This is a genomic window from Streptomyces sp. NPDC044002 (assembly GCF_056434525.1).
Map to the genome: position 1 here is coordinate 246,773 of NZ_JBWKEZ010000003.1, position 21,066 is coordinate 267,838.

22 protein-coding genes are annotated in these 21,066 nt (G+C 74.4%); 15 read left to right on the forward strand and 7 right to left on the reverse strand.

Going from position 1 to position 21,066, the window contains the following annotated elements; translation table 11 throughout:
* Positions 1-64 precede the first annotated feature (64 nt).
* From AC07A6_RS04205 to AC07A6_RS04225, 5 genes are read left to right on the forward strand one after another with little or no spacing between them, the layout of a single operon-like run.
* Positions 65-1,234, forward strand: a complete 1,170-nt coding sequence (locus AC07A6_RS04205; RefSeq protein WP_478775997.1) for an ABC transporter substrate-binding protein — start codon at positions 65-67, stop codon at positions 1,232-1,234.
* Complete coding sequence (locus AC07A6_RS04210) at positions 1,234-2,142, forward strand: ABC transporter permease (RefSeq protein ID WP_478775998.1); 909 nt, start codon at positions 1,234-1,236, stop codon at positions 2,140-2,142. Before AC07A6_RS04205 ends, AC07A6_RS04210 begins: the two co-directional genes overlap by 1 nt.
* Positions 2,139-3,029, forward strand: a complete 891-nt coding sequence (locus AC07A6_RS04215) for an ABC transporter permease (RefSeq protein WP_478776019.1) — start codon at positions 2,139-2,141, stop codon at positions 3,027-3,029. The genes AC07A6_RS04210 and AC07A6_RS04215 overlap by 4 nt, the downstream gene beginning before the upstream one ends.
* Positions 3,030-3,034: 5 nt before the next feature.
* Positions 3,035-4,165, forward strand: coding sequence for an ABC transporter ATP-binding protein (locus tag AC07A6_RS04220; protein WP_478775999.1), 1,131 nt, complete (start codon positions 3,035-3,037; stop codon positions 4,163-4,165).
* Positions 4,162-4,830 (forward strand): HAD family hydrolase, encoded by a 669-nt coding sequence (locus AC07A6_RS04225; protein ID WP_478776000.1) that lies wholly within the window; start codon positions 4,162-4,164, stop codon positions 4,828-4,830. The genes AC07A6_RS04220 and AC07A6_RS04225 overlap by 4 nt, the downstream gene beginning before the upstream one ends.
* On the opposite strand, the gene AC07A6_RS04230 is transcribed toward AC07A6_RS04225, so the two are convergent.
* Positions 4,811-5,290 carry a hypothetical protein gene (locus AC07A6_RS04230; RefSeq protein ID WP_478776001.1) on the reverse strand — a complete coding sequence of 160 codons (480 nt, stop codon included), beginning with the start codon at positions 5,288-5,290 and terminating at the stop codon, positions 4,811-4,813. The two genes, AC07A6_RS04225 and AC07A6_RS04230, sit on opposite strands and share 20 nt — an antisense overlap.
* Positions 5,291-5,412: 122 nt before the next feature.
* Here AC07A6_RS04230 and AC07A6_RS04235 point away from each other — a divergent pair, with 122 nt between their 5' ends.
* A complete protein-coding gene (locus AC07A6_RS04235) occupies positions 5,413-6,252 on the forward strand; it encodes an alpha/beta fold hydrolase (RefSeq protein ID WP_478776020.1) in 840 nt (279 codons plus the stop codon).
* Positions 6,253-6,307: 55 nt separating this feature from the next.
* Here AC07A6_RS04235 and AC07A6_RS04240 read toward each other — a convergent pair whose 3' ends face one another.
* The 3 genes from AC07A6_RS04240 to AC07A6_RS04250 all read right to left on the reverse strand — a co-directional run bounded on the left by AC07A6_RS04240 (position 6,308) and on the right by AC07A6_RS04250 (position 8,839).
* Positions 6,308-7,045, reverse strand: a complete 738-nt coding sequence (locus AC07A6_RS04240; protein ID WP_478776002.1) for a hypothetical protein — start codon at positions 7,043-7,045, stop codon at positions 6,308-6,310.
* An 88-nt stretch (positions 7,046-7,133) separates the two neighbouring features.
* Positions 7,134-7,931, reverse strand: a complete 798-nt coding sequence (locus AC07A6_RS04245) for an ATP-grasp domain-containing protein (RefSeq protein ID WP_362470695.1) — start codon at positions 7,929-7,931, stop codon at positions 7,134-7,136.
* A complete protein-coding gene (locus tag AC07A6_RS04250; protein WP_362470692.1) occupies positions 7,928-8,839 on the reverse strand; it encodes an ATP-grasp domain-containing protein in 912 nt (303 codons plus the stop codon). Before AC07A6_RS04250 ends, AC07A6_RS04245 begins: the two co-directional genes overlap by 4 nt.
* Positions 8,840-9,067: 228 nt before the next feature.
* On the opposite strand from AC07A6_RS04250, the gene AC07A6_RS04255 reads away from it, so the two are divergent.
* From AC07A6_RS04255 to AC07A6_RS04290, 8 genes are all read left to right on the forward strand, one after another.
* Positions 9,068-10,642 carry a sensor histidine kinase gene (locus tag AC07A6_RS04255; protein ID WP_478776003.1) on the forward strand — a complete coding sequence of 525 codons (1,575 nt, stop codon included), beginning with the start codon at positions 9,068-9,070 and terminating at the stop codon, positions 10,640-10,642.
* Positions 10,639-11,040 carry a roadblock/LC7 domain-containing protein gene (locus AC07A6_RS04260; protein WP_125820074.1) on the forward strand — a complete coding sequence of 134 codons (402 nt, stop codon included), beginning with the start codon at positions 10,639-10,641 and terminating at the stop codon, positions 11,038-11,040. The genes AC07A6_RS04255 and AC07A6_RS04260 overlap by 4 nt, the downstream gene beginning before the upstream one ends.
* On the forward strand, positions 11,037-11,393 hold the full coding sequence (locus tag AC07A6_RS04265) for a DUF742 domain-containing protein (protein ID WP_125817928.1): 357 nt from the start codon (positions 11,037-11,039) through the stop codon (positions 11,391-11,393). Before AC07A6_RS04260 ends, AC07A6_RS04265 begins: the two co-directional genes overlap by 4 nt.
* On the forward strand, positions 11,374-12,030 hold the full coding sequence (locus AC07A6_RS04270) for a GTP-binding protein (RefSeq protein ID WP_362470684.1): 657 nt from the start codon (positions 11,374-11,376) through the stop codon (positions 12,028-12,030). The genes AC07A6_RS04265 and AC07A6_RS04270 overlap by 20 nt, the downstream gene beginning before the upstream one ends.
* The gene (locus tag AC07A6_RS04275; protein ID WP_362470681.1) at positions 12,027-13,256 is read left to right on the forward strand and encodes a cytochrome P450; all 1,230 of its coding nucleotides are present in this window, start codon (positions 12,027-12,029) and stop codon (positions 13,254-13,256) included. The genes AC07A6_RS04270 and AC07A6_RS04275 overlap by 4 nt, the downstream gene beginning before the upstream one ends.
* On the forward strand, positions 13,253-14,491 hold the full coding sequence (locus tag AC07A6_RS04280; RefSeq protein WP_478776004.1) for a cytochrome P450 family protein: 1,239 nt from the start codon (positions 13,253-13,255) through the stop codon (positions 14,489-14,491). The genes AC07A6_RS04275 and AC07A6_RS04280 overlap by 4 nt, the downstream gene beginning before the upstream one ends.
* Positions 14,492-14,557: 66 nt before the next feature.
* The gene (locus tag AC07A6_RS04285) at positions 14,558-15,289 is read left to right on the forward strand and encodes a DUF7873 family protein (protein WP_362470676.1); all 732 of its coding nucleotides are present in this window, start codon (positions 14,558-14,560) and stop codon (positions 15,287-15,289) included.
* Between the two features lie 518 nt (positions 15,290-15,807).
* Entirely contained in the window at positions 15,808-16,983 is a 1,176-nt protein-coding gene (locus AC07A6_RS04290) for an alpha/beta hydrolase family protein (protein WP_478776005.1), read from the forward strand.
* Between the two features lie 53 nt (positions 16,984-17,036).
* Here the strand turns inward: AC07A6_RS04290 and AC07A6_RS04295 are convergent, their stop codons facing one another.
* The 3 genes from AC07A6_RS04295 to AC07A6_RS04305 all read right to left on the reverse strand — a co-directional run bounded on the left by AC07A6_RS04295 (position 17,037) and on the right by AC07A6_RS04305 (position 19,436).
* Positions 17,037-17,768, reverse strand: coding sequence for an anti-sigma factor (locus AC07A6_RS04295; RefSeq protein WP_478776006.1), 732 nt, complete (start codon positions 17,766-17,768; stop codon positions 17,037-17,039).
* A complete protein-coding gene (locus AC07A6_RS04300) occupies positions 17,765-18,367 on the reverse strand; it encodes a sigma-70 family RNA polymerase sigma factor (protein ID WP_185899676.1) in 603 nt (200 codons plus the stop codon). The genes AC07A6_RS04295 and AC07A6_RS04300 overlap by 4 nt, the downstream gene beginning before the upstream one ends.
* Before the next feature lie 91 nt (positions 18,368-18,458).
* On the reverse strand, positions 18,459-19,436 hold the full coding sequence (locus AC07A6_RS04305; protein ID WP_478776007.1) for a DUF1996 domain-containing protein: 978 nt from the start codon (positions 19,434-19,436) through the stop codon (positions 18,459-18,461).
* 515 nt (positions 19,437-19,951) lie between these two features.
* Here AC07A6_RS04305 and AC07A6_RS04310 point away from each other — a divergent pair.
* Positions 19,952-20,686 carry a DUF1838 family protein gene (locus AC07A6_RS04310; RefSeq protein WP_362474466.1) on the forward strand — a complete coding sequence of 245 codons (735 nt, stop codon included), beginning with the start codon at positions 19,952-19,954 and terminating at the stop codon, positions 20,684-20,686.
* Positions 20,687-21,066 lie beyond the last annotated feature (380 nt).

A 21,066-nucleotide genomic window follows, 5' to 3' on the forward strand; every position in this document is an offset into this window, starting at 1 on the left:
GCCAACTTGTTCAGACAAGTGATGCCTGGGCAAGTGAAACCCCCCTTCGTCTCCGGGAGAGACCGTGTTCAGTTCCTCCGCCCGTCGCGGTGCGGCCGTTCTGCTCGGCGCCGCCGTCCTCACCACGCTCAGCGCGTGCGGCGCCGCTCCTGACCAGCCCGCCGCGGGCACCGCGGCCGACGGCAAGGCCAAGGCCCAGCCGGCCACCGCCGCCTCGGTCGCCGACCTCGGCGGCATGGCGGCCCTCGTCGCCGCCGCCGAGAAGGAGGGCAAGCTCAACGTCATCGCCCTGCCCCCGGACTGGGCCAACTACGGCGAGATGATCAAGGCCTTCCAGGCCAAGTACCCCAAGGTCAAGATCTCCAGCGAGAACCCGGACGCCTCCAGCTCCGACGAGATCGCCGCCGTCAAGACCCGCAAGGGCCAGGACCGCGCCCCCGACGTCCTCGACCTCGGCATCGCCTTCGCCCGCAGCGGGGCCGCCGAGAACCTCTTCGCCCCCTACAAGGTCACCGCCTGGGACAAGATTCCCGCCTCCCAGAAGGACGCCGACGGCCGCTGGTACAACGACTACGGCGGCTACGTCTCCATCGGCTGCGACGCCGCGAAGATCCCCAACTGCCCGCAGACCTTCGCCGACCTCCTCAAGCCCGAGTACAAGGGCAAGGTCGCCCTCAACGGCAACCCGACCAAGTCCGGCTCCGCCTTCGGCGGCGTCTACGCGGCCGCCCTCGCCAACAAGGGCTCCTTCGCCGACATCCAGCCCGGCATCGACTTCTTCGGACAGCTCCGCAAGAGCGGCAACTTCATCCCCGTCGAGTCCACCCCGGCCACCGTCGAGAAGGGCGAGACGCCCATCTCCATCGACTGGGACTACCTCAACGCCGGCTACGCCGAGCAGTTCAAGGGCAAGGGCGTCGACTGGAAGACCGTCGTCCCCACCGACGGCGTCTACGCCCAGTACTACTCGCAGGCCATCAACAAGGACGCCCCCCACCCGGCGGCCGCCCGCCTGTGGATGGAGTTCCTGTACAGCACCGAGGGCCAGAACATCTGGCTCAAGGGACACGCCCGCCCGGTCCTGCTCCCCGGCATGACCCAGGACGGCACCGCCGACAAGGACGCCGTGACCAAGCTCCCGCAGGTCCAGGGCACCCCCTCCTTCCCGGCCTCCGCCGAACTCGACAAGGCCAAGGCCACCCTCGCCGAGAAGTGGGACAAGGCCCTCAGCTGATGTCCGCCCCCACCACCACCCCCCTCACGACGGGGACCGCCGGCGGCACCACCCCCCGCCGCCGGCGGCGCGGCCCGCGCACCTGGCTCGCCGCCCTCCCCCTCCTCGCCTTCACCGGCCTCTGCTTCGGCATCCCCCTCGGCGCCATCGCCTTCGGCGCGGTCACCCGCACCGACCCGGCCACCGGCTCCACCCGCTTCACCGGCGAGCACCTCGCACGCTCCCTCCAGGGCCCCTACCTCGGCTCCCTCACCGGCAGCGTCCAGCTCTCCGCCCTCACCGCCCTCCTCGGCGCGGTCCTCGGCGTCCTGGTCGCGCACGCGGTGGCCACCTCCCGCTCCACCGCCCTGCGCTCCGCGGCACTCACCGCCTCCGGCGTCCTCGCCAACTTCGGCGGAGTACCGCTCGCCTTCGCCTTCATCGCCACCGCGGGCATCTCCGGGGTCGTCACACAGCTCGCCGACCTCACCGGCCTCGGCTGGAACCTGTACTCCTTCACCGGCCTCACCGTGGTCTACCTGTACTTCCTCATCCCCCTGATGGTGATCGTGACCGTCCCCGCACTGGACGGACTGCGCCCCCAATGGCGCGAGGCCGCCCGGAACAACGGGGCGAGCACCTGGCAGTTCTGGCGCCACGTCGGCCTGCCCGTCCTCGCACCCTCCCTGCTCGGCGGGTTCGTCCTGCTCTTCGGCACCGCCTTCGCCGCCCACGCCACCGCGGCCGCCCTCGTCGGCGGCTCCGTGCCCCTGGTGACGCTGAAGATCGCCGACGCCCTCTCCGGCAACGTGCTCACCGGCCAGGAGAACGTGGCGCTCGCCCTCGGCCTCGACATGATCCTGATCGCCGGCCTGGTCATGGCGGTCTACCTGCCCCTCCAGCGACGGAGCGCCCGATGGCTGCGATGACCGAGACCGCCCCGCAGACGTACGCGGCCCGGCGGGCGGAGGCCCGCCGCCGCCCCCGGCCGCGCGTCTGGCGCGGAGCCGTACTCGCCCTCGCCGGCGCGTACTTCCTGCTCCCGCTGATCGCCTCCTTCGTCTTCACCGTCCACGTCCCCGGGCAGGGGATCACCTTCGAGGCGTACACCCGGCTGCTCGGCGCCGAGGGCTTCACCGAGAGCCTGCTGCTCTCCCTCGGCCTCGCCGCCGCCACCATCGCGCTGTGCCTGCTGCTCGCCGTGCCCGCGCTGATCGCCGTACGCATCGGCTCGCCGAGGCTGCGGCCCGTCGTGGAGGTGATGTGCACCCTGCCCCTGGTGGTGCCGCCCATCGCCCTGGTCACCGGCATCACCACCGTGCTGCGCTGGGGACCCGAACACCTCTCGCGGACCCCGCTGTACCAGACCTTCCTGGCCGTGCAGAACGAGAAGTTCCCCGTCGTGCTGGTCCTCGCCTACACGGTGCTCGCCCTGCCCTTCGTCCACCGCTCCCTCGACGCGGGCCTGCGCGCCGTGGACGTCCCCACCCTGGTCGAGGCCGCCCGCAGCTGCGGCGCGAGCTGGCCCCACGTGGTCCTGCGGGTGCTGCTGCCCAACCTGCGGGCCTCGCTCGCCGGCGCGGCCTTCCTCACCCTGGCGCTGGTCCTCGGCGAGTTCACCATCTCCTCGCTGCTCGGCTTCAGGCCCTTCGCGGTGTGGATCGTCTCCATCTCCGGGGCCCAGGCCCGGATGTCGGTGGCCGTCTCCATCCTCAGCCTCCTTATCACCTGGCTGCTGCTGCTCGCCCTCTCGCGGGCCGGAACCACCCCGTCCACCGCGGCCGCCGCCCCCGCCACCTCCCGCAAGGAGCCCTGACCCACATGTCCACCACCCTTCCCGCGGCCGGGAAGCCGGCCGCCGGAACCGAAGCCGCCGAAGCCGCCGCCGGAGCCGCGGCCGCCGGGGGCGCCCGCGTCGAGTTCCGCGGACTGCGCCGGGCCTTCGGCACCACCGTCGCCCTCGACGGCCTCGACCTCACCGTCGAACCCGGCGAACTCCTCGCCCTGCTCGGCCCCTCGGGCTGCGGCAAGACCACCGCCCTGCGCGTGCTCGCCGGCTTCGAACAGCCCGACTCCGGTGAAGTCCTGGTCGACGGAGCGGACATCACCCGGGTCCCGGCCAACCGCCGCGACGCCGGGATGGTCTTCCAGTCGTACAGCCTCTTCCCCAACCTCAACGCCCGCGAGAACGTCGCCTTCGGCCTGCGCGTACGGAAGGTCCCCGCGGCCCGCCGCCGCGAACGCGCCGCCGAACTCCTCGACCTCGTCGGCCTCCCCGAGCACGGCGACCGCTACCCGCACCAGATGTCCGGCGGCCAGCAGCAGCGCGTCGCGCTCGCCCGGGCCCTGGCGCTGCGCCCGCGCGTGCTGCTGCTCGACGAACCGCTCTCCGCCCTGGACGCCAAGGTACGGGCCGGCCTGCGCGAGGAGATCCGCAGGCTCCAGCTGTCCCTCGGCATCACCACCGTCTTCGTCACCCACGACCAGGAGGAGGCCCTGTCCATGGCCGACCGGGTCGCCGTGCTCAACGCCGGGAAACTGGAGCAGTGCGCCGCCCCCGCCGAGCTGTACGAGCGGCCCGCGACCCCCTTCGTCGCCGAGTTCGTCGGCACCATGAACCGGATCCCCGGCCGGCTCACCGGCTCAGGTGACGTCGAGGTCGCCGGCGTCCGGCTGCCGGTCGACGGCCCCGCCCCCGTCCCCGGGACGTCCGGGGTGCGCGTGCTGGTCCGCCCCGAGAACCTCACCGTGGCCGCCGACCCCGAGGGCGGAGCCACCGTGGTGTCGGCCTCCTTCTTCGGCGCCGTCACCCGCCTCCACCTCGACCTCGCCGACGGCACCCGGGTCAAGGCCGACCTGCCGTCCCGGGAGGCCGCCGGGCTGGAGCCCGGCGCGCGGGCCCGCGTACGCCCGGTCGAGCGGCCCGTGCTCGTCGAGGCGGGCACCGCGTGAGGGCGGCACCGGCCGCCGTCCTCTTCGACATGGACGGCACCCTCGTCGACACCGAGGTGCTGTGGTGGCGGACCGCCGAGGAGACCGCGGCCCGGCTCGGCCACGCGCTCGGGCCGGCGGACGCCCCCGAGGTCGTCGGCCGCGCCGTCGCGGACACCGCCGCGCACCTCGTACGGACCGCCGGAGCCGGCGCCCCGGCTGCCGGGGCCGTGGCCGCCGAACTCACCGACGGGTTCTTCCGGCGGGTCGCCGCCGGAGCACCCGTCCGCCCCGGCGCCCGGCGGCTGCTGGCCGCCCTGGAGGCCGAGGGCGTGCCCTTCGCCCTGGTCAGCGCCTCACCCAGGCTGGTCGTCGACCAGGTCGTGACGGGCGCGCTGGCCGGGGTCCCCTTCGCCTTCACCCTCTCCGTCGACGACACGGACCGGACCAAGCCGCACCCCGACCCCTACCGGGCGGCCGCCGAGCGCCTGGGACTCGCGCCGGGGGAGTGCGTGGCGGTGGAGGACTCCCCGGACGGCGCCGCCTCGGCCGAGGCGGCCGGCTGCCCGGTCCTGGTGGTGCCCTCGCTGCTCGGCGTGCCGTCCTCGCCGGCCCGGACCTTCGCGGCCTCCCTGGAGGAGGTCACCCCGGCCCTGCTGGGCGGCCTCACGTGCACAGCGCGATGAGGTCCACGATGCCCTCGGCGTAGGCCGCCGACACCGAACCGGGCCGGCCCGCGAGGCCGCCGCGCAGCAGCGGCAGGCCGGCCCGGACGTGGGCGGCGCACTGGCCGTAGAGCCCCGCCTCGTACGGGGTCCCGTCGTCCTCCGAGTTCAGCAGCGCCAGCAGCGTCCACAGCAGGGCCTCGCGGGTCGCCAGCCGGGGCGGGCCGGCCGACCAGACGGCCATCAGCACCGCGCAGGCCGCCGGGGCCGGGGGCCACAGCCGCGACCGGGTGAAGACGTGCCCCTCCAGCGCGTGGTACGCCGCCGGGTGCCCCTCGGCCGCGTCCCACAGGGTGCCCTCCAGATGCCCGGCCGAGCGGCCGCAGCCGCAGACGACGGACTCCCAGTCGTACCGCGCGATGGTCTCCACCACGGCCCCGGGCACCAGCGGGCTGGTGCGCGGGGGTTCCTTCCCTCTCATGGGGCCCAAGTATGGGAGCGGGGTGCGGGCCGGGTCGAGGCGGCTGTCCGAACGCCCCCGGGCGGGCCCGCGAAACCCGTTTGACCTGCCGGAATCCGGCTGACAGGGTCCGGCCCGTGAACGTGATCACCTTCCCCGCGTACGACGGGACCCGCCTCGCCTGCCACGTCCGGGGCGGCGGGACCCCGCTCGTCTGCCTCCCCGGCGGCCCCATGCAGGACTCCGCCTACCTCGCCGGCCTCGACGGCCTCCTCCCGTACCGCCGCGTGATCCGCCTCGACCTGCGCGGTACGGGCTCCTCGGCCACCCCCGACGACCCGGCCGGCTACCGCTGCGACCGGCTCGTCGACGACGTCGAGGCCCTGCGCGAGCACCTCGGCCTGGAGACGCTCGACCTGCTCGCCCACTCCGCCGGCGCCAACCTGGCCGCCCTGTACGCCGCCCGCCACCCCGGACGCGTGGGCCGGCTGCTGCTGGTCACGCCCAGCGTGTTCGCCGTCGGCATCCCCGTCACCGGCGACGACCGGCTGGAGACGGCCCGGCTGCGCGCCGCGGAGCCCTGGTTCGCCCCGGCGTACGCGGCACTGGAGGAACTCGTCGCGGGCCGGGCCACGGCCGGCACCTTCGGGGCCATCGCCCCCTTCTGGTACGGCCGCTGGGACGACGCGGCCCGCGCACACCGGGCCGCCGAGGCCGGGCAGAAGAACCAGGAGGCCGCGGCCGCGTACGGGGCCGAGGGCGCCTTCGACCCGGACGCCACCCGCGCGGCCCTCGCCGGGCTCGCCGCCCCGGTGCTGCTGCTCGCGGGCGGGGCCGACATCGCGGCCCCGCCGCGCGCGATGGCCGCGTACGCAGGCCTGTTCCCGGACGCGGCCCTCACCGTCCAGCCCGGAGCCGGCCACTTCCCGTGGCTCGACGACCCGGAGGCCTTCGCCGGCGCGGTCGCCGCGTTCCTGGGCTAGGGGGTGTCCGCAAAGTGGCGCCGTCCGCCCGCAGGCGAGACTTTGCGGACACCCCCTAGGCCGTCTCCGACGCCTCCCGCGCCTTCGTCAGCCCGTCGAGCCAGGAGGGCGGCAGCTCGGCGGCGTCCCACTCCTCGCGCAGCGCCGACGGCGACGCGGCGAGGCGTTCCAGGACGGCGAGGCTGGTGGGGGAGTGCAGCAGGGAGTAGCGGCCGTGGAGGGTGATGGTGCTGCCCGGCCCGTACTGCGCGTACAGCCGGGTCAGGTGGGGGCGGTGGTCGGCGGCGAACCGCGTGAGGCGGCCCGCGTATCCGGCCCGCTGCCTGGGGCTCATCGTCCCCAGGACGGCGGTGAGCACCTGCTCGGAGACCTCCGGGTCGAGGTCGGAGACGGTGCTGAAGGACAGGTAGAGCGGTGTCACCGCCACCTTCGCCCGCTCCACCTCCATCCGCCGGACGGGCGGCCGGGCTTCGGGGGAGTCCTCCGCCGGGCCGGCGCCGACCGCCCGGGCCAGGGCCCGTTCGGCGATCCCGCCGAGTTCCCCGGTGAGGGCGCGGGCGCCGTCGAGCCAGCCCGACTCGTAGAGTTCGCCCTTCCCGGCCGGAGCGGTCTCCGCGGCCTCCTCGGCCTCACGGTGGGCGGCGGCGAGGACGCCGGCCTCGACCAGCCCGATCAGTTCCTCGGCGGAGCCGGCGGGAACCCCCGCCCGGCCGAGGAGCTGGACGATCGTCGTCCTCGCGTTGTGGAGGCTGGCCGGGTCCAGCCGCTGCGGGTCTTCGTCGGCGGGGTGCATGGAATCCTCGTCGTCATGGGTCGCGCCGATGCGAGTCTACGCACACCGCCCCGCTGACCGGCCGTCCTCCGCCCGACTTCCCCGGCCGCTACACCGGCCGTCCGGCGCGGCGCAGGGCCAGGGCGGCGAGGGCTTCGGGGGCGCCGGACTGGCCGCGGATGCCGGGGAAGGCGTTGACGTCGACGATGAGGGGCCCGCCGCCGTCCGTGGCGATGACGTCCACGCCGTACACGTCCAGGGCGAAGACGGCGCCCACCTCCAGGGCCAGTTCGGTCCAGCCGTCGGGCAGCGCCCCGAGCGGGCGGGCCGGCTCCTTGCCGCCGACGGCGAGTTCGGAGCGGCGCAGGCCCGCGAAGACCCGGCCGCCGATGACCCACAGCTTGTGGTCCCAGCCGTCGTTGGGGGCGAACGGCTGCACCACGACCGGCTCCCGCTCCCAGCCCGCGGCGGCCAGTGCGCGCAGTTCCCCGGGGCCGTCGACGCGGGCGACCAGGTCGTGCTTGCGGCTGAGCCGGCTCTTGACCACCACCGGCCGGCCGGGCCGGACCTCCGCCCCCAGCCCGGCGAGCGAGGCGTAGGTGCGGGTGGCGGCGAAGGGCAGTCCGGCGCTCAGCGCCAGCTCGGCCATGCCGGTGCGGTCCTGGCAGCGCTCGGTGGCCGCCGCGGAGTTCAGTACGGGCGCCCCGCGCCGTTCCAGTTCCCGGGCGAGGGCGAGGGCCGAGGGGGTCCGTGCCTTCAGCAGGTACACGTCGGCCCGCGCCCCGGCCGCCGCGGCGGGTCCGGCCCCCGGGTCCAGCACCCGTACCTCGTGCTCGGGCGCGAGCAGCGCGGCGGTGGCGGCCAGCAGCGGGTGCCCGGCGTCGGGGGTGATCAGGCCGACCCTCACGCGCCGTCCCCCGCCCCGGCCGCCGCCTGCGCGGGAACGGGCACCGGGCGGGCGTACGGGCGCTCCGGCGCGAGGGGCGCGGCGGCCGGGTGTCCGCCGCCCGAGCGGGCCAGGTCCAGTACGGCGCGCGCGACCCGCGCGGCCGCGTCCGGCACCTGGCGGAAGCTCGGGAAGTCGTTCACGTCGACCACGACGGGCCCGTCGGGACCCAGCAGCACGTCCACCCCGTAGAGGTCCAGCCCGTACACCTCGCCCACCCGGGCGGCGATCCGCGCCACCTCGGCCGGCAGCCGCACGAGGCGTTCGCGGACGGGGGATTCCGGATGCAGGGGGGAGCGGCGCTCGGTGGCGTGGAGCTCCCCGCCGACGCAGTACACCTTGAGGTCGGTGCCGGAGTTCGGGACGTAGGGCTGCGCGATGAGCATGCCCTCGCCGGCGAGTTCGGGCAGCAGCGCGGCGAGCCGGTCGGGCGAGGGCACCAGGTGCACGCCCCGCCCGGAGCTGCCGTCGGCGGGCTTGACCACGAGCGGGTACGCGCTGTCCGGTACGCCCGCGAGGAGTTCGGGCCGGGCGAGGGCGTAGGTGGGCGGCAGCGGCAGCCCCCGGGCGCTGCCGAGTGCGGCGGCCAGCGCCTTGTCCCGTACCCCGCGGATGGAGCGGGCGTCGTTGACGGTGGTCGTGCCGGCGGCGGCCGCGGCTTCCAGCAGGGTGAGCCCGGGGCCGCCGGACACCGTCTTGAGCACCCAGGCGTCGTGCGCGCCGGCCCGGACCAGGCCGTCCATGCGCAGCAGGGAGCCGCCCGGGCGGACCACGTCCACCTGGTGTCCCCAGGCGGTCAGTTGCCGGACGACCTCGTTGGGCATGCCGTCGTGGCGGTAGTGCTCCTCCACCAGGAAGCAGAGCCTCATGGATCTTCCCCGTTTTCCCGGACGTCCGCCGATTCCGTCCGGCGAGTGGTGACGTCACAGGATGCCATGAGATAGCCCCGAAACCGCTCCAGAAGCAGCCTTAGTGGGCACTACTCAACGTAATGTTTATCAAGACCTTTCCTAAACGATCAACAATCCTCTTATAGTTGTGCCCCGTTGCCACAGGAACCTTCTCTTCCATTTACGCCCGGTTTGAGGCCTTGATTGATGACGGCGTCGCTCTCCCCCCTCCGCCCCTCCGCGCTCGCCCTGCTGGTCACGGCAGCGGCCGCGGGTGCTCTGTCCACGGCGGCGGTGGCCGCGGCCCCGTCGGCCGTCCAAACCCCCCTGGCCTGGTTCTCCTTCTCCGGCTCGCTGCTGCTCGCGGTCGCCGCGGGCGCCGTCACCTGGTGGGCGCGCAGCGCCCGGGAGCTGCGCGGCCGCCTCTCCCGCCTGACCGGCGAACTCCACACCCGTGAGGCCTACATCGCCCGGCTGACGGCCGACGGCGCCCGCGACGCGGCGGCCCGCACCGCCGACCACAGCCGGATCACCACCGCCCACGCCACCGAGGTGGAGCGCCTGACGACGGCCCACGCCGCCGAACTGCACCACCTCACCACGGCCCACGCCGCCGAGCTGGACCGGCTCGCCACCGCCCAGCAGGCCACCCGCGAACGGCTCGGCGAGGAGCTGCGCCGCGCCCGCTCGGGCCGGGCCGCCGCCATGGCCGCCGCCGCCAACGCGGCCGGCCGGATGCAGGCCCTCGCCACCGGAATGCTGGCCGACCTGCGGGAGATGGAGCACAAGCACGCCGACGAGGAGGTCCTCGGCGACCTGCTCCACCTCGACCACCGCACCGCCCAGGCCGGCCGCCTGGCCGACTCCATCGCCGTCCTCACCGGAGCCCGCTCCGGCCGCCGTTGGGCCAAGCCCATCGTCATGGAGTCCATCCTGCGCGGAGCCATGGGCCGCATCGGCGGCTACCAGCGGGTCCGGCTGCACTTCACCAGCGAGGCCGCCGTCGCCGGGCACGCCGCCGAGGGCGTCATGCACGCCCTCGCCGAACTCCTCGACAACGCCGCCAACTTCTCGCCGCCGACCGCCGAGGTCCACGTCTACGTGGAGGAGGTGCCGGCCGGGGTCGTCATCACCGTCGAGGACAGCGGCCTCGTCATGAGCGAGGTCCAGCTGCGCCGCGCCGAACAGGCCGTGACCGCCGAGTCCCTGGACCTCGCCGGGCTCTCCGGCACCCGCCTCGGCCTCGCCGTCGTCGGCCGCCTCGCCCGCAAGCACGGCCTGACCGTCTCCTTCCGCCCCTCCGCGCGCGGCGGCACCGGCGCGCTGATGATGATCCCGGAAGAGCTGATCAGCCACGCCCCGGCCGAACCCGTGCCCGCCCCGGCCCTCCTGACGGTCCCCGAGCCGGCCCCGGCGGCCCCCGCCCCGGCGGCTCCGGCAGCTCCCGCCCCCGCCCCGGCGGCCGTTCCCGCGCCGCGGACCGAGGCCGAGCCCGTCCACGACACCCCCGTAGACTCCGGGGAGTCCGAGACCACCGGCCGGATCCCGGTGCTCGGCGAGAGCGGACTGCCCCAGCGGCGGCGCGGCCGGACCCTGGCCGCCGCCCACCCCGAAGGTCCCGACGCCGCGAGCGCGGCGGCCCGTACCCCGGCCGCCCCCGGCGGCGCGTCCCGGTCCGCCGCCCGCTTCGGCAGCTTCCGCCAAGCCGTACGCGGCACCGCGGCCCCCGCGCCGCAGCAGCCCACGAACCCCCCGCACCCGGAAGGCAACGACACCCCATGACCGGCCCCACCACCGACGAGACGCTCAGCTGGCTCCTGGAAGGACTCCTGGAGCGCACCCCCGGCGCCCGGCACGCCCTCGTGCTCTCCCGCGACGGCCTCAAGCTGTGCCGCACCCCCGAGCTGTCCGTCGACCAGGCCGACCAGCTCGCCGCGATCTCCGCCGGCATCCAGAGCCTGTCCCACGGGGCGTCCATCGAGTTCGGCGACGGCACCGGCGGGGTCCGCTCCGCCATGGCCGAGTTCTACGGCGGGATCCTCTTCATCGTCGAGGCCGGCGAGGGCGCGCACCTCGCGCTCGTCGCCGCCGAGGACGCCGACGCGGGCCTCGTCGGCCACAACATGTCCGAGCTGGTGGAGCAGCTGAGCGAGCACCTGATCGCCCGGCCCCGGGGATGAGCCGCGTCAGGCCGGGCCGGGACGACTCCCCGGACCGGCTGTACACCCTCACCGGCGGCCGCAGCAGCTCCGGGAGCGACGCCTTCGACCTGGTGACCCTGATCGTCGCCGAGTGCGACCCGGTTCCCGGCATCCAGTCCGAGCACGCGGCGATCCTGCGGATGTGCCGCTACCCGACCGCCGTCGTGGAGGTCGCCGCCGAACTGGGCCTGCCCGTCTCGATCGTACGGATCCTCCTGGCCGACCTCCTCGCAGCCGGGCGCATCAGCGCCCGGCACCCGCGCGTCACGACGTACCGCCTTCCCGACCCCGACATCCTGGAGCAGGTGCTCGTTGGACTCCGCAACCTCTGACCCGGGCGAGCCCCGGCAGAACCTCAGCAGCACCGCCGACAACGGCCTCAAGATCGTGATCGTGGGCGGTTTCGGCGTCGGCAAGACCACCATGGTCCGCTCGGTCAGCGAGATCCGCCCGCTGAACACCGAGGAGACGATGACCAAGGCGGGCGAGGCCGTCGACGACACCGACGGCATCGGCGCCAAGACCGCCACCACCGTCGCCTTCGACTTCGGCCGGATCACCCTCGACGCCCACAACGTGCTCTACCTGTTCGGCGCCCCCGGCCAGGAGCGGTTCTGGTTCCTGTGGGACCGCCTCTTCTCCGGCACCCTCGGCGCGGTCGTCCTCGTCGACACCCGCCGCCTCGCGGACTCCTGGTACGCCATCGACCGCCTCGAACACCACGGCACGCCCTTCGTCGTCGCCTGCAACGACTTCGGCGGACCCGCCCACACCCCGGAGCAGATCCGCACCGCCCTCGACCTCCCCTCCGAGGTGCCCCTGCTCTTCTGCGACGCCCGGTCCCGCGCGTCCAGCAAGCAGGTGCTCATCTCGCTCGTCGAGCACCTCCAGCACCTCCAGCACCGCCACAGCCACCGGCCCGACCGGCCGGACGCCGTCCCGCACCCCATCCCGGAGCCCACCCCGTGACCACCCCCGAGCCGCAGCCCGTTTACCTCGGCGGCCCGCGCTTCCAGAGCGACCCCGCCGAGCTGTACCGGGAGATGCGCCGCGACCACGGCCCCGTCGCCCCGGTCGTCCTCGACGGCGACGTGCCGGCCTGGCTGGTCCTCGGCTACCGCGAACTGCACCAGGTCACCAGCGACCCCCAGCTCTTCTCCCGCGACTCCGACCTGTGGAACCAGTGGGACCGCATCCCCGCCGACTGGCCGCTGCTCCCGATGATCGGCCGCAAGCAGCCGTCCATCCTCTACACCGTCGGCGAACGCCACCGCGAGCGCGCCGCCGTCATCTCCGACGCGCTGGAGTCCGTCGACCCCTTCGAACTCAAGGGGCACGCCGAACGCTTCGCCGACGAACTGATCGACGGGCTCTGCTCCAAGGGCAGCTGCGACATCGTCGGCGAATACGCCATGCTCCTCCCCCTGCGCGTCCTCGCCCGCATCTACGGGTTCTCCGACGAACAGGGCCCCGGCCTCGTCACCGCCATGAACGACATGATCAACGGCCGGGAGGGCGCCCTCGACGGCCAGCGCCACCTCGCCGAGTCCATGTACGCGCTCCTCGCCGCCAAGGCCGCCGAGCCCGGCCCCGACGTCGCCTCCCGGATGCTGGCCAACACCGCCGGGTTCACCGTCGACGAGATCGCCCAGGACCTGATGGTGATGATGGCCGCCGGCCACCAGCCCACCGCCGACTGGATCGGCAACTCACTGCGCCTGATGCTCACCGACGACCGCTTCGCCGCCTCCCTGGCGGGCGGCCGGCACAGCGTCGGCGAGGCCATGAACGAAGTGCTCTGGGAGGACACCCCGACCCAGAACGTCGCCGGCCGCTGGACCACCCGGGACACCCACCTGGGCGGCCGGCGCATCGGCAGCGGCGACCTGGTCCTGCTGGGCCTGGCCGCCGCCAACGGGGACCCGCACGTACGCACCGACGCGGGCGCCCTCACCGGCGGCAACAACGCCTTCTTCTCCTTCGGCCACGGGGAGCACCGCTGCCCCTTCCCGGCCCAGGAGGTCGCCGAGGCCATCGCCCGGACCGGCATCGAGGTCCTCCTCGACCGCCTCCCCGACGTCGACCTCGCCGGGCCCGCCGCCGAACTCACCCGGCGGCCCTCGCCCTGGCTGCGCGGCCTCAGCGCCCTCCCCGTGACCTACACCCCGACCCCCGCGCTTGGAGCCACCCCGTGACCTGCCCGATCGACCACACCGGCCCCGCCCCCCTCACCCTCGACCCCTTCGTCACCGACCTCGACGCCGAGAGCGCCGCACTGCGCGCCGCCGGCCCGCTGGCCCGCGTCGTCCTCCCCGGCGGCGTCGCCGTGTACGCCGTCACGCACCACGCCGAGGCCCGCAAGCTCCTCACCGACCCCCGGGTCGTCAAGGACATCAACGTGTGGGGCGCCTGGCAGCGCGGCGAGATCCCCCTGGACTGGCCGCTCATAGGTCTCGCCAACCCCGGCCGCTCCATGCTCACCGTCGACGGCGACGAACACCGCCGGCTGCGCACCCTCGTCGCCCAGGCCCTGACCGCCCGCCGGGTGGAGAAGCTGCGCGCCGGCATCGAGGCCCTCACCGCCCGCTCGCTCGACGGGCTGGCCGCCCTCCCGGCCGGGGAGACCGTCGACCTCAAGGCGCACTTCGCCTACCCGCTGCCGATGAACGTCATCAGCGAGCTGATGGGCGTCGACGCCGCCGAACACCCGCGGCTGAAGGCCCTCTTCGAGAAGTTCTTCTCCACGCAGACCCTCCCCGAAGAGGTCCCCCAGATGATGGCGGACCTCGGCACGCTCTTCTCCCGGATCGTGGAGTCCAAGCGGACCGCCCCCGGCGACGACCTCACCAGCGCGCTGATCGCCGCCTCCGAGGACGGTGACCACCTCACCACCGAGGAGATCACCAACACCCTGCAGCTGATGGTCGCCGCCGGACACGAGACCACCATCAGCCTGATCGTCAACGCCGTTGTCGCCCTGGAGACGCACCCCGGGCAGCGGGACCTCGTCCTGAAGGGCGAGGTCCCCTGGGAGAACGTCATCGAGGAGACCCTGCGCTGGTCCACCCCCACCTCGCACGTCCTGATCCGCTTCGCCACCGAGGACATCGAGGTCGGGGACCGGGTCCTCCCGGCGGGCGAGGGCCTGATCGTCTCCTTCGGCGCGCTCGGCCGCGACGAGGCCCAGCACGGCGAGGACGCGGGCGAGTTCGACATCACCCGCACCCCCAACCGGCACATCGCCTTCGGCCACGGCCCCCACGTCTGCCCCGGCGCGGCCCTCTCCCGCCTGGAGGCCCTCGTCGCCCTCCCGGCCCTGTACGCCCGCTTCCCCGGCCTCACCCTGGCCGTCCCCCGCGAGGAGCTGCGCAACAAGCCGGTCCTCACCCAGAACGACCTGCACGACCTCCCGGTACGGCTGCACGGGTAGGGACCGGCGGGGAGCGCACCGGAAAAGAAATGGTGGTCGTACCGGAGCCGTTGCTACGTTGATCGCGTGCCGAAGCTGAATCAGATCATCGCAGTCGAAAAGGGCGTCAAGTCCAAGTCCCTCCAGGAGCTTTCGCAGGCTCACCACGACGTGCAGAAGCCCGCCCTGCTGGCCGGCCTCTCGCGTACGTACCAGCCCAAGGACGAGGAGGGCGAGCAGCTGCCGCCCGAGTCCACGCGGGTCCAGGTCAAGGCGGAGGACGTGCTGCGGGCGACGGCGAACACGCTGACCCGGCTGTTCGACGTGGCGGCCACCAAGGACTGGGCGAACCGCACCGCCGCCGCCGACGTGGTCGTCGACGGCAGCGTGCTGCTCGCCCAGGTTCCGGTGCCCTACCTGCTCTTCCTGGAGAAGCAGCTCACCGACCTGAACACGTTCGTGCGCAAGCTGCCGGTCCTCGACGCCTCGGAGTCCTGGAACCTGGACCCCTCCACGGACTCCTGGAAGACGGACCCCGTGCGCACCATCCGCACCAAGAAGGTGCCGCGCAACCACGTCAAGGCAGAGGCCACGGAGAAGCACCCGGCCCAGGTGGAGGTGTACTACGAGGACGTCGCGGTCGGCTACTGGACGACCGTGAAGTTCTCCGGCGCCCTCCCGGCCCGCCGCGTCAACGAGCTCCTCGACCGGGTCGAACGGCTCCAGCAGGCCGTGAAGTTCGCCCGCGAGGAGGCCAACGGCACCGAGGTCACCGACCAGCGGGTCGGCGACGCGGTGTTCGGCTACCTCTTCAGGTAGCCCCGAGAACGCCCCCTGCGCGATCAGGGGGTGCGCGAGAGCGCAAGCTGAAACTGACGTTGAAGCTGAAACAGGGGTGCAGTTGGGGGTTCGAATCCCTCCCCCGGCACACGTGCCGGGGTGGCCCAAGCCGGCAGAGGCGGCCCCTTGAATCTCAGATTATCGCTCCAGTCTCAGCATTCGCCGCCGAACACCGGATCGACCGAGCAGGGACGATCACCGACGGATGGGGGTTCAAGTCCCCTCTGCGCCTCTCCGCGGCGCGGTAGTTCAATGGCAGAACACGTCGGCCTCAGGATGATCCCCGCTCTTAAACGCCGTCGGTGTGCGCAATTGGGTGGCACTCAGGGGCCCGGGAACTGGACATGTTCCCGGGCCCCGTCACGTGCGCCGACGGCCCGCGCCCCCGCCCGGCGGGTCCGTACGACTTGAGCATGCCGGAGCTGCGACCAGAGGGTGACGGGGGATCAGCCTGCGAGCCGACGAGGGGCGGCGCGGGCGTGCCTAACGTGGGGCGCATGACGATCATCCGACGCCGTACCGCCGCAGCCGTCGCCTTACTCGCCCTGCTGCTCCCCGTCCCGGTCATGGCGGCCTCCACCGCCTCCGCCGCCCCCTCGGCGGCCGCCGACGCCCCCGTGAAGGCTGCCGAACTGCCCGCTCCCACCGGGCGGTTCGCGGTCGGACAGGAGGATCTGCACCTCGTCGACCGCGGCAGGACCGACCCCTGGGCGGGCAGCGGACCCCGCGAGCTGATGGTCACCATGCGCTATCCCGCGCAGCACGGCACCGGCCGCGCCCCCGCGCCCTACCTGAGCACCGAGGAGGCCCGGCTGATCCTCGCCGACAAGCACCTCGACCAGTTCATCGACCCCGCCGCCTTCGCCGCCACCCGGTCCCACGCCAGGGCCGGCGCCCGGCCCGTCCAGGGCCGCTACCCGCTGGTCGTGCTCTCGCCCGGCTTCACCGTGCCCCGCGCCACCATCAGCTCGCTCGCCGAGGACCTGGCCTCCCGGGGCTACGTGGTCGCCGCCGTGGACCACGCGTACGAGAGCGCCGCCACCGCCTTCCCCGGCGGCCGGATCCTGACCTGCCTGGCCTGCGACCGGTCACGGGAGCCCGGGGGCCACGCGGCCGTCGCGAGGGTCCGGGCCGAGGACGTCTCCTTCCTGCTGGACCGGCTCACCGCCCGCCAGCCGGCCTGGCGCCACGCCGGGCTCATCGACCAGCGGCGCATCGCCATGGGGGGCCACTCCATGGGCGGCTCCGCCGCCCTGGCGGCCATGACCGCCGACCAGCGGATCCGTGCGGGCTTCGACATGGACGGGGGCCTGCCCGAGCCCCTTGCGGCCGGCGGGACCGGCGGCCGCCCCTTCATGCTGTTCGGCTCCGCCGCCAGCGTGCCCGGAAGCCCCGCGAACGGCGACTGGTCGGGGGCGTGGCCCCAGCTCGACGGCTGGAAGCGGTGGGTCACCGTCGACGGGACCGACCACTTCGGCCCCACCGACTTCCCCGCCATCCGCGACCAGCTCGGCCTGCCCCACCCCGACGCGCCGCTCTCCGGCTCCCGCACCATCGAGCTGACCCGGACCTACGCGGCGGCCTTCTTCGACCAGCACCTCAAGGGGCAGCCCAGGCCGGTCCTGGACGGCCCCCGCGCCGACGCCCCCGAAGTCCGCTTCCACAACCCCTGAGAGGCCGGTACGGGGACCCGTGCGGGTCCCCGTACCGGGCGGGCCCGGCGCGGCTACACCGGGACCGACACGAACGTCCGGCCCGCCTCGTTCACCACCAGGACCTCCTTGACGTCCGCGGGGTCCACGGCCGCGGAGCCGTCCAGGGAAGCGCCCTTGCCCTCGCCGTGCTCGGCCGTGCCCACCACCCAGCCGCCGGCCGTGGCGCGCGTACCGTCCCGGGAGACCACCACCAGGCGGCACCGCTCGCCCGCCGGCACCCCGGTCACCGCCGCGCGCAGCCGCACCCACTTGGCGGCCGGCGTCAGCTGTACGGTCATCCGCGCGCCCGTACCCGCGTCCGTGGCGGAGGCCACCCGGGTCCCCGCCACCGGCGGCGACGGCGCCGCGGACACGGTCGGCGACGGCGGCGGGGGCAGCGCCCCGGTGCTCCCGTCGTCCGCGCCCACCCGGGCCCCCGCCCAGAACACCGCTGCCAGCGAGGCCGCCGCGGCCAGACCCACCACACCGGTCCGCCACCGCGCGGCCGCCGCCCGCTCCCCGCGCACCTGCCGCAGGGTCCGCTGGAGCATCAGGTCCCCGCCCTGCGGGGGCCCGTCCAGGAAGGCCTCCTCGGGGACCTCCCCGAGCGCCCTCTCCATCTCCCGCAACGCGGCCACCTCCTCCCGGCACCGCACGCAGTCGCCGAGGTGCTCCTCGACGCGCCGCACGTCCTCCTCGTCCAGGACGCCGAGCACGTACGGGCCGAGCAGTTCCATTTCCTCCTCGTGCCGCTGCCGGTTCACGCCACCACCTCCCGCAGTCCGCCGGGCTGCTGGGGCGGCCGGCCGCTTCCTCTCCTCCTGGCGCCGTCACCGGCGCCGTCCCCGAACACCTCGCGCAGTGCCTTCAGCGCGTAGTGCGAGCGCGACTTGACCGTGCCCGCCGGGATGCCGAGCCGGTCGGCGGCCTCGGCCACGCTGTGCTGGCGGTAGTACAACTCCGTCAGCACGTCCCGGTGTTCCGGCGACAGCCGGTCCAGGGCGCCGAGCACCGTCATGGTGTCCACCACCGCGTCCGCGTGGTCCCCCTCGACGGGGGGAGCCGCCGCGGAGCCGGAGACCTCCGGCGGCCGCGCGGCCTTGGCCCGGTACCGGTCCGTGATGATGTTGCGGGTCACCGTGAGCAGCCAGCCGCGCACCGAGCCCTTCCCGTTGACCAGGACCTCGGAATGCCGCCAGGCCCGGATCAGCGTCTCCTGGACGACGTCCTCGGCCGCGGCCCGGTCCCCGGTCAGCCGGGTGGCGTAGGCGAGCAGGGCGTTGCCGTGCTCCTCGTACACCGCCCTGATGAGCGCCTCGTCGGTAGAGCCCCGCCGATTGCGGGGCCACAGTGGTCCGGGCATACAGGTTCTCCGTCCGCCGCGTGTTGCCGTCGTGCGGTCGGAACACGCCTTTGCGCGCCCGCCGGTTCATGTGACCTGCGCCACATTCCGTTCATGTGCGGCAGGTGCGGCCCTCGTTGAGGCAGGCCACCACCTCGGCCATCCGCTCCTCGGTCATCACGTCGACGAACATCGCGTGGTCCGTCTTCGGGCTGTGCAGCTGCTCCGGGAAGGAGTCGAGGGCGATCGGCACCTGCGGCGGCACCGCGTAGGCGAGGGACAGCCGCAGCTCGGGGATGGGGAACGTGCCCTGCGGGCAGACGCCCTGGGCCGAGGCGAACGCGAGGTGCGAGCGGTGGTCGGCGGAAGCCTCCTCCAGCCCGTTCCAGCAGCCGGGGAAGACGAGCGTACGGGTCACCAGCTCGCCCGCCGGGCAGCGCGGGTAGCCCGTCGTGGACCGGTCGGGGGAGCCCGAACAGCCCCAGCGGGCCCGGACCCCGGCGTCCGTCCCCGCCGTGTGGGCCACGGCGTCGCCGGTCATCGCGCGCAGGAAGCGGGGCATCGGCACCACCTTGCCGGCGGGGCTGCCCCGGAACTCCACGCGCACCGAGGCCTCGCGCAGGATCTCACCGGTGTTGCCGTGCCCGGCGGCCCCCTCGTGGGAGCGGTCGCCCGGCCGGTCGGTGCGCCGCAGGACCGGCCAGTAGTACGTGGAGCGGTCGCCGCCGACGCAGCTCGTGGCGGCGGCGGCCAGGGAGGCGTCGGTGGACATGGCGTCCGTGGACAGGTTGCCGACGTACGCGTGGGTGTGGTGGGCGCCGGCCCGCAGGCCGGGCGAGACCACCAGGTTGTCCTCGTTCCAGTGGCCCTCCTCGTTGCGCCCGCAGTCCACCGTCACCGTGCCCGTGGAGGCGTCGGGCCCGGCCGGGGGCGGGGCGGGACCGGGCGGTACCCGGGCGATGTCCACGCGGTCGGCGGCGGGGTCGTGGCGCGACCCGGCCGCCCGAGAGGCACCCAGCACGGCGGCGGCCAGCCCGGCGCCGAGCACCAGGCAGACGAGCAGCGCCAGCAGGCGGTTTCCGTTCCCCATGACGGTCACGGTCGTCGGTGCCCCGCCGGACCGTCAACCGGGCGTCCGCACCAGGGCGCTGCCGCGCGTTCGGAGGTGTGCACCGTTGCCTGCCCGGCGGGCCCCGGTCCGGGATACCGGGCCCCGGCCCGGCTCCGATACCCCGGCCCGGTCCCGGGTCCACCGGTCCCGGGTCCGCCGCGGTCGCGGAAGCCCGCCGCGGTCGCGGAGCCGGCTCCGGGGCGGTGTTCCGGCCCGGGCGTTCCCGGTTCGGCCCCCGGGCCCTGGTCGGCCGCGGCCCCGGGTTCGCCGGTCGCGGAGCCCGCCGCGGTCCCGGAGTCCGCTCCGGGGCGGTGTTCCGGCCCGGGCGTTCCGGTCCGGCCCCCGGCCCCGGGTCGGCCCGGCCCCGGGTTCGCCGGTCCCGGCGTCCGCTCCGGGCGGTGTCCCGGCCGCGACGTCCGGCCCCGGCCAGGCCAGGCCCAGGTTGGCCCGTCCGGGGCTTGTCCGGCCGCGAACCCGGGCCCGAGAGTTCTCGTATGACACCGGAAGAGCTCCTGCACGCCTTCGCCCGCACCCGCGCCTCGCTCGACGGCGAGGAGACCGTCTTCTGGTGGACCGGCGACATCCACTCCTGGGCCCCCGGCGAGCCCTACCGCCGCCTCTTCGGCTTCGAGGGCCTCAACGCGGCCCGCCTGGAGGCCGACGAGGAGGGCGGCGGCTACCGGATGCTATCCCGCGAGGCGGCCTTCTACCTCGACCCCGGCACTCGGGAGATCCTGGAGACCTGGCAGGACAAGCCCGTGGTCCACGTCTGGAACGATCCGGCCAACCAGCGGTGGCGGCCCTTCCCCGTCCCGCGCACCGAACTCGGCGACCAGGTCTGCTTCAGCCTGGAGATCCCCCTCGCCTACCCCTCCCCGCTGCCGGTCGCCGACTACCCGCTGAACTCCGCCGACGACACCTACCGGGCCCTGGAGCTCTTCCAGTTCTTCACCTCGGCCGCCGCCCTGGCCGGTGACGCCCCGGGCGTCCCCGCCACCATGTCGTGGACCCGCATGTCCCCCTGGCTGCCCTGGATGGAGCAGGGGCAGCGCCCCGGCGGCCTCGCCTTCCACTGCCGCGGCGTCAAGCTCGCCTCCTACGCCGAGGTCCCCGAACGCACCCGCGCGTACATCGCGGCCCGCCACCCGGAGTTCGCCCGCGCCCCGGAGAAGTGGACCGAGCCCAACGAGTCCAGCTGGACGTACTTCCGCCGGCTCAACCCCCGCTGACCCCGCTGACCCCGATGAACCCGCAGGCCTGCGCCGACCCCCGGTAACCCCCGCCGGGGGAGGGGCCCCGCAGGGTCCGGACAAGGGTTTTCCCCGTATCGGGTTCACTCCCGCGTTGCCTACTGTCTGCCCACCGGCGATCTTCCGCGCCCCGGGCGGCCCCGCACCAACCCCACATGGTGTGAAACGACCGCGGACGCGCTGATCGCCGGGGTACGCCGTCGCCCTGCCCCGCCGTTGCGGCCGGGCGACGTGGCGCGCGGCGGTGCCGGGGCGGGTTCGACCAGCCCGTCCAGGCCCGCTTCCGCCGGTTCCACCTCCCACACTGCACCGACCGGCCGCTCCGGCATGCCCGGAACCGGCCCGTAAAGGGGAACAAC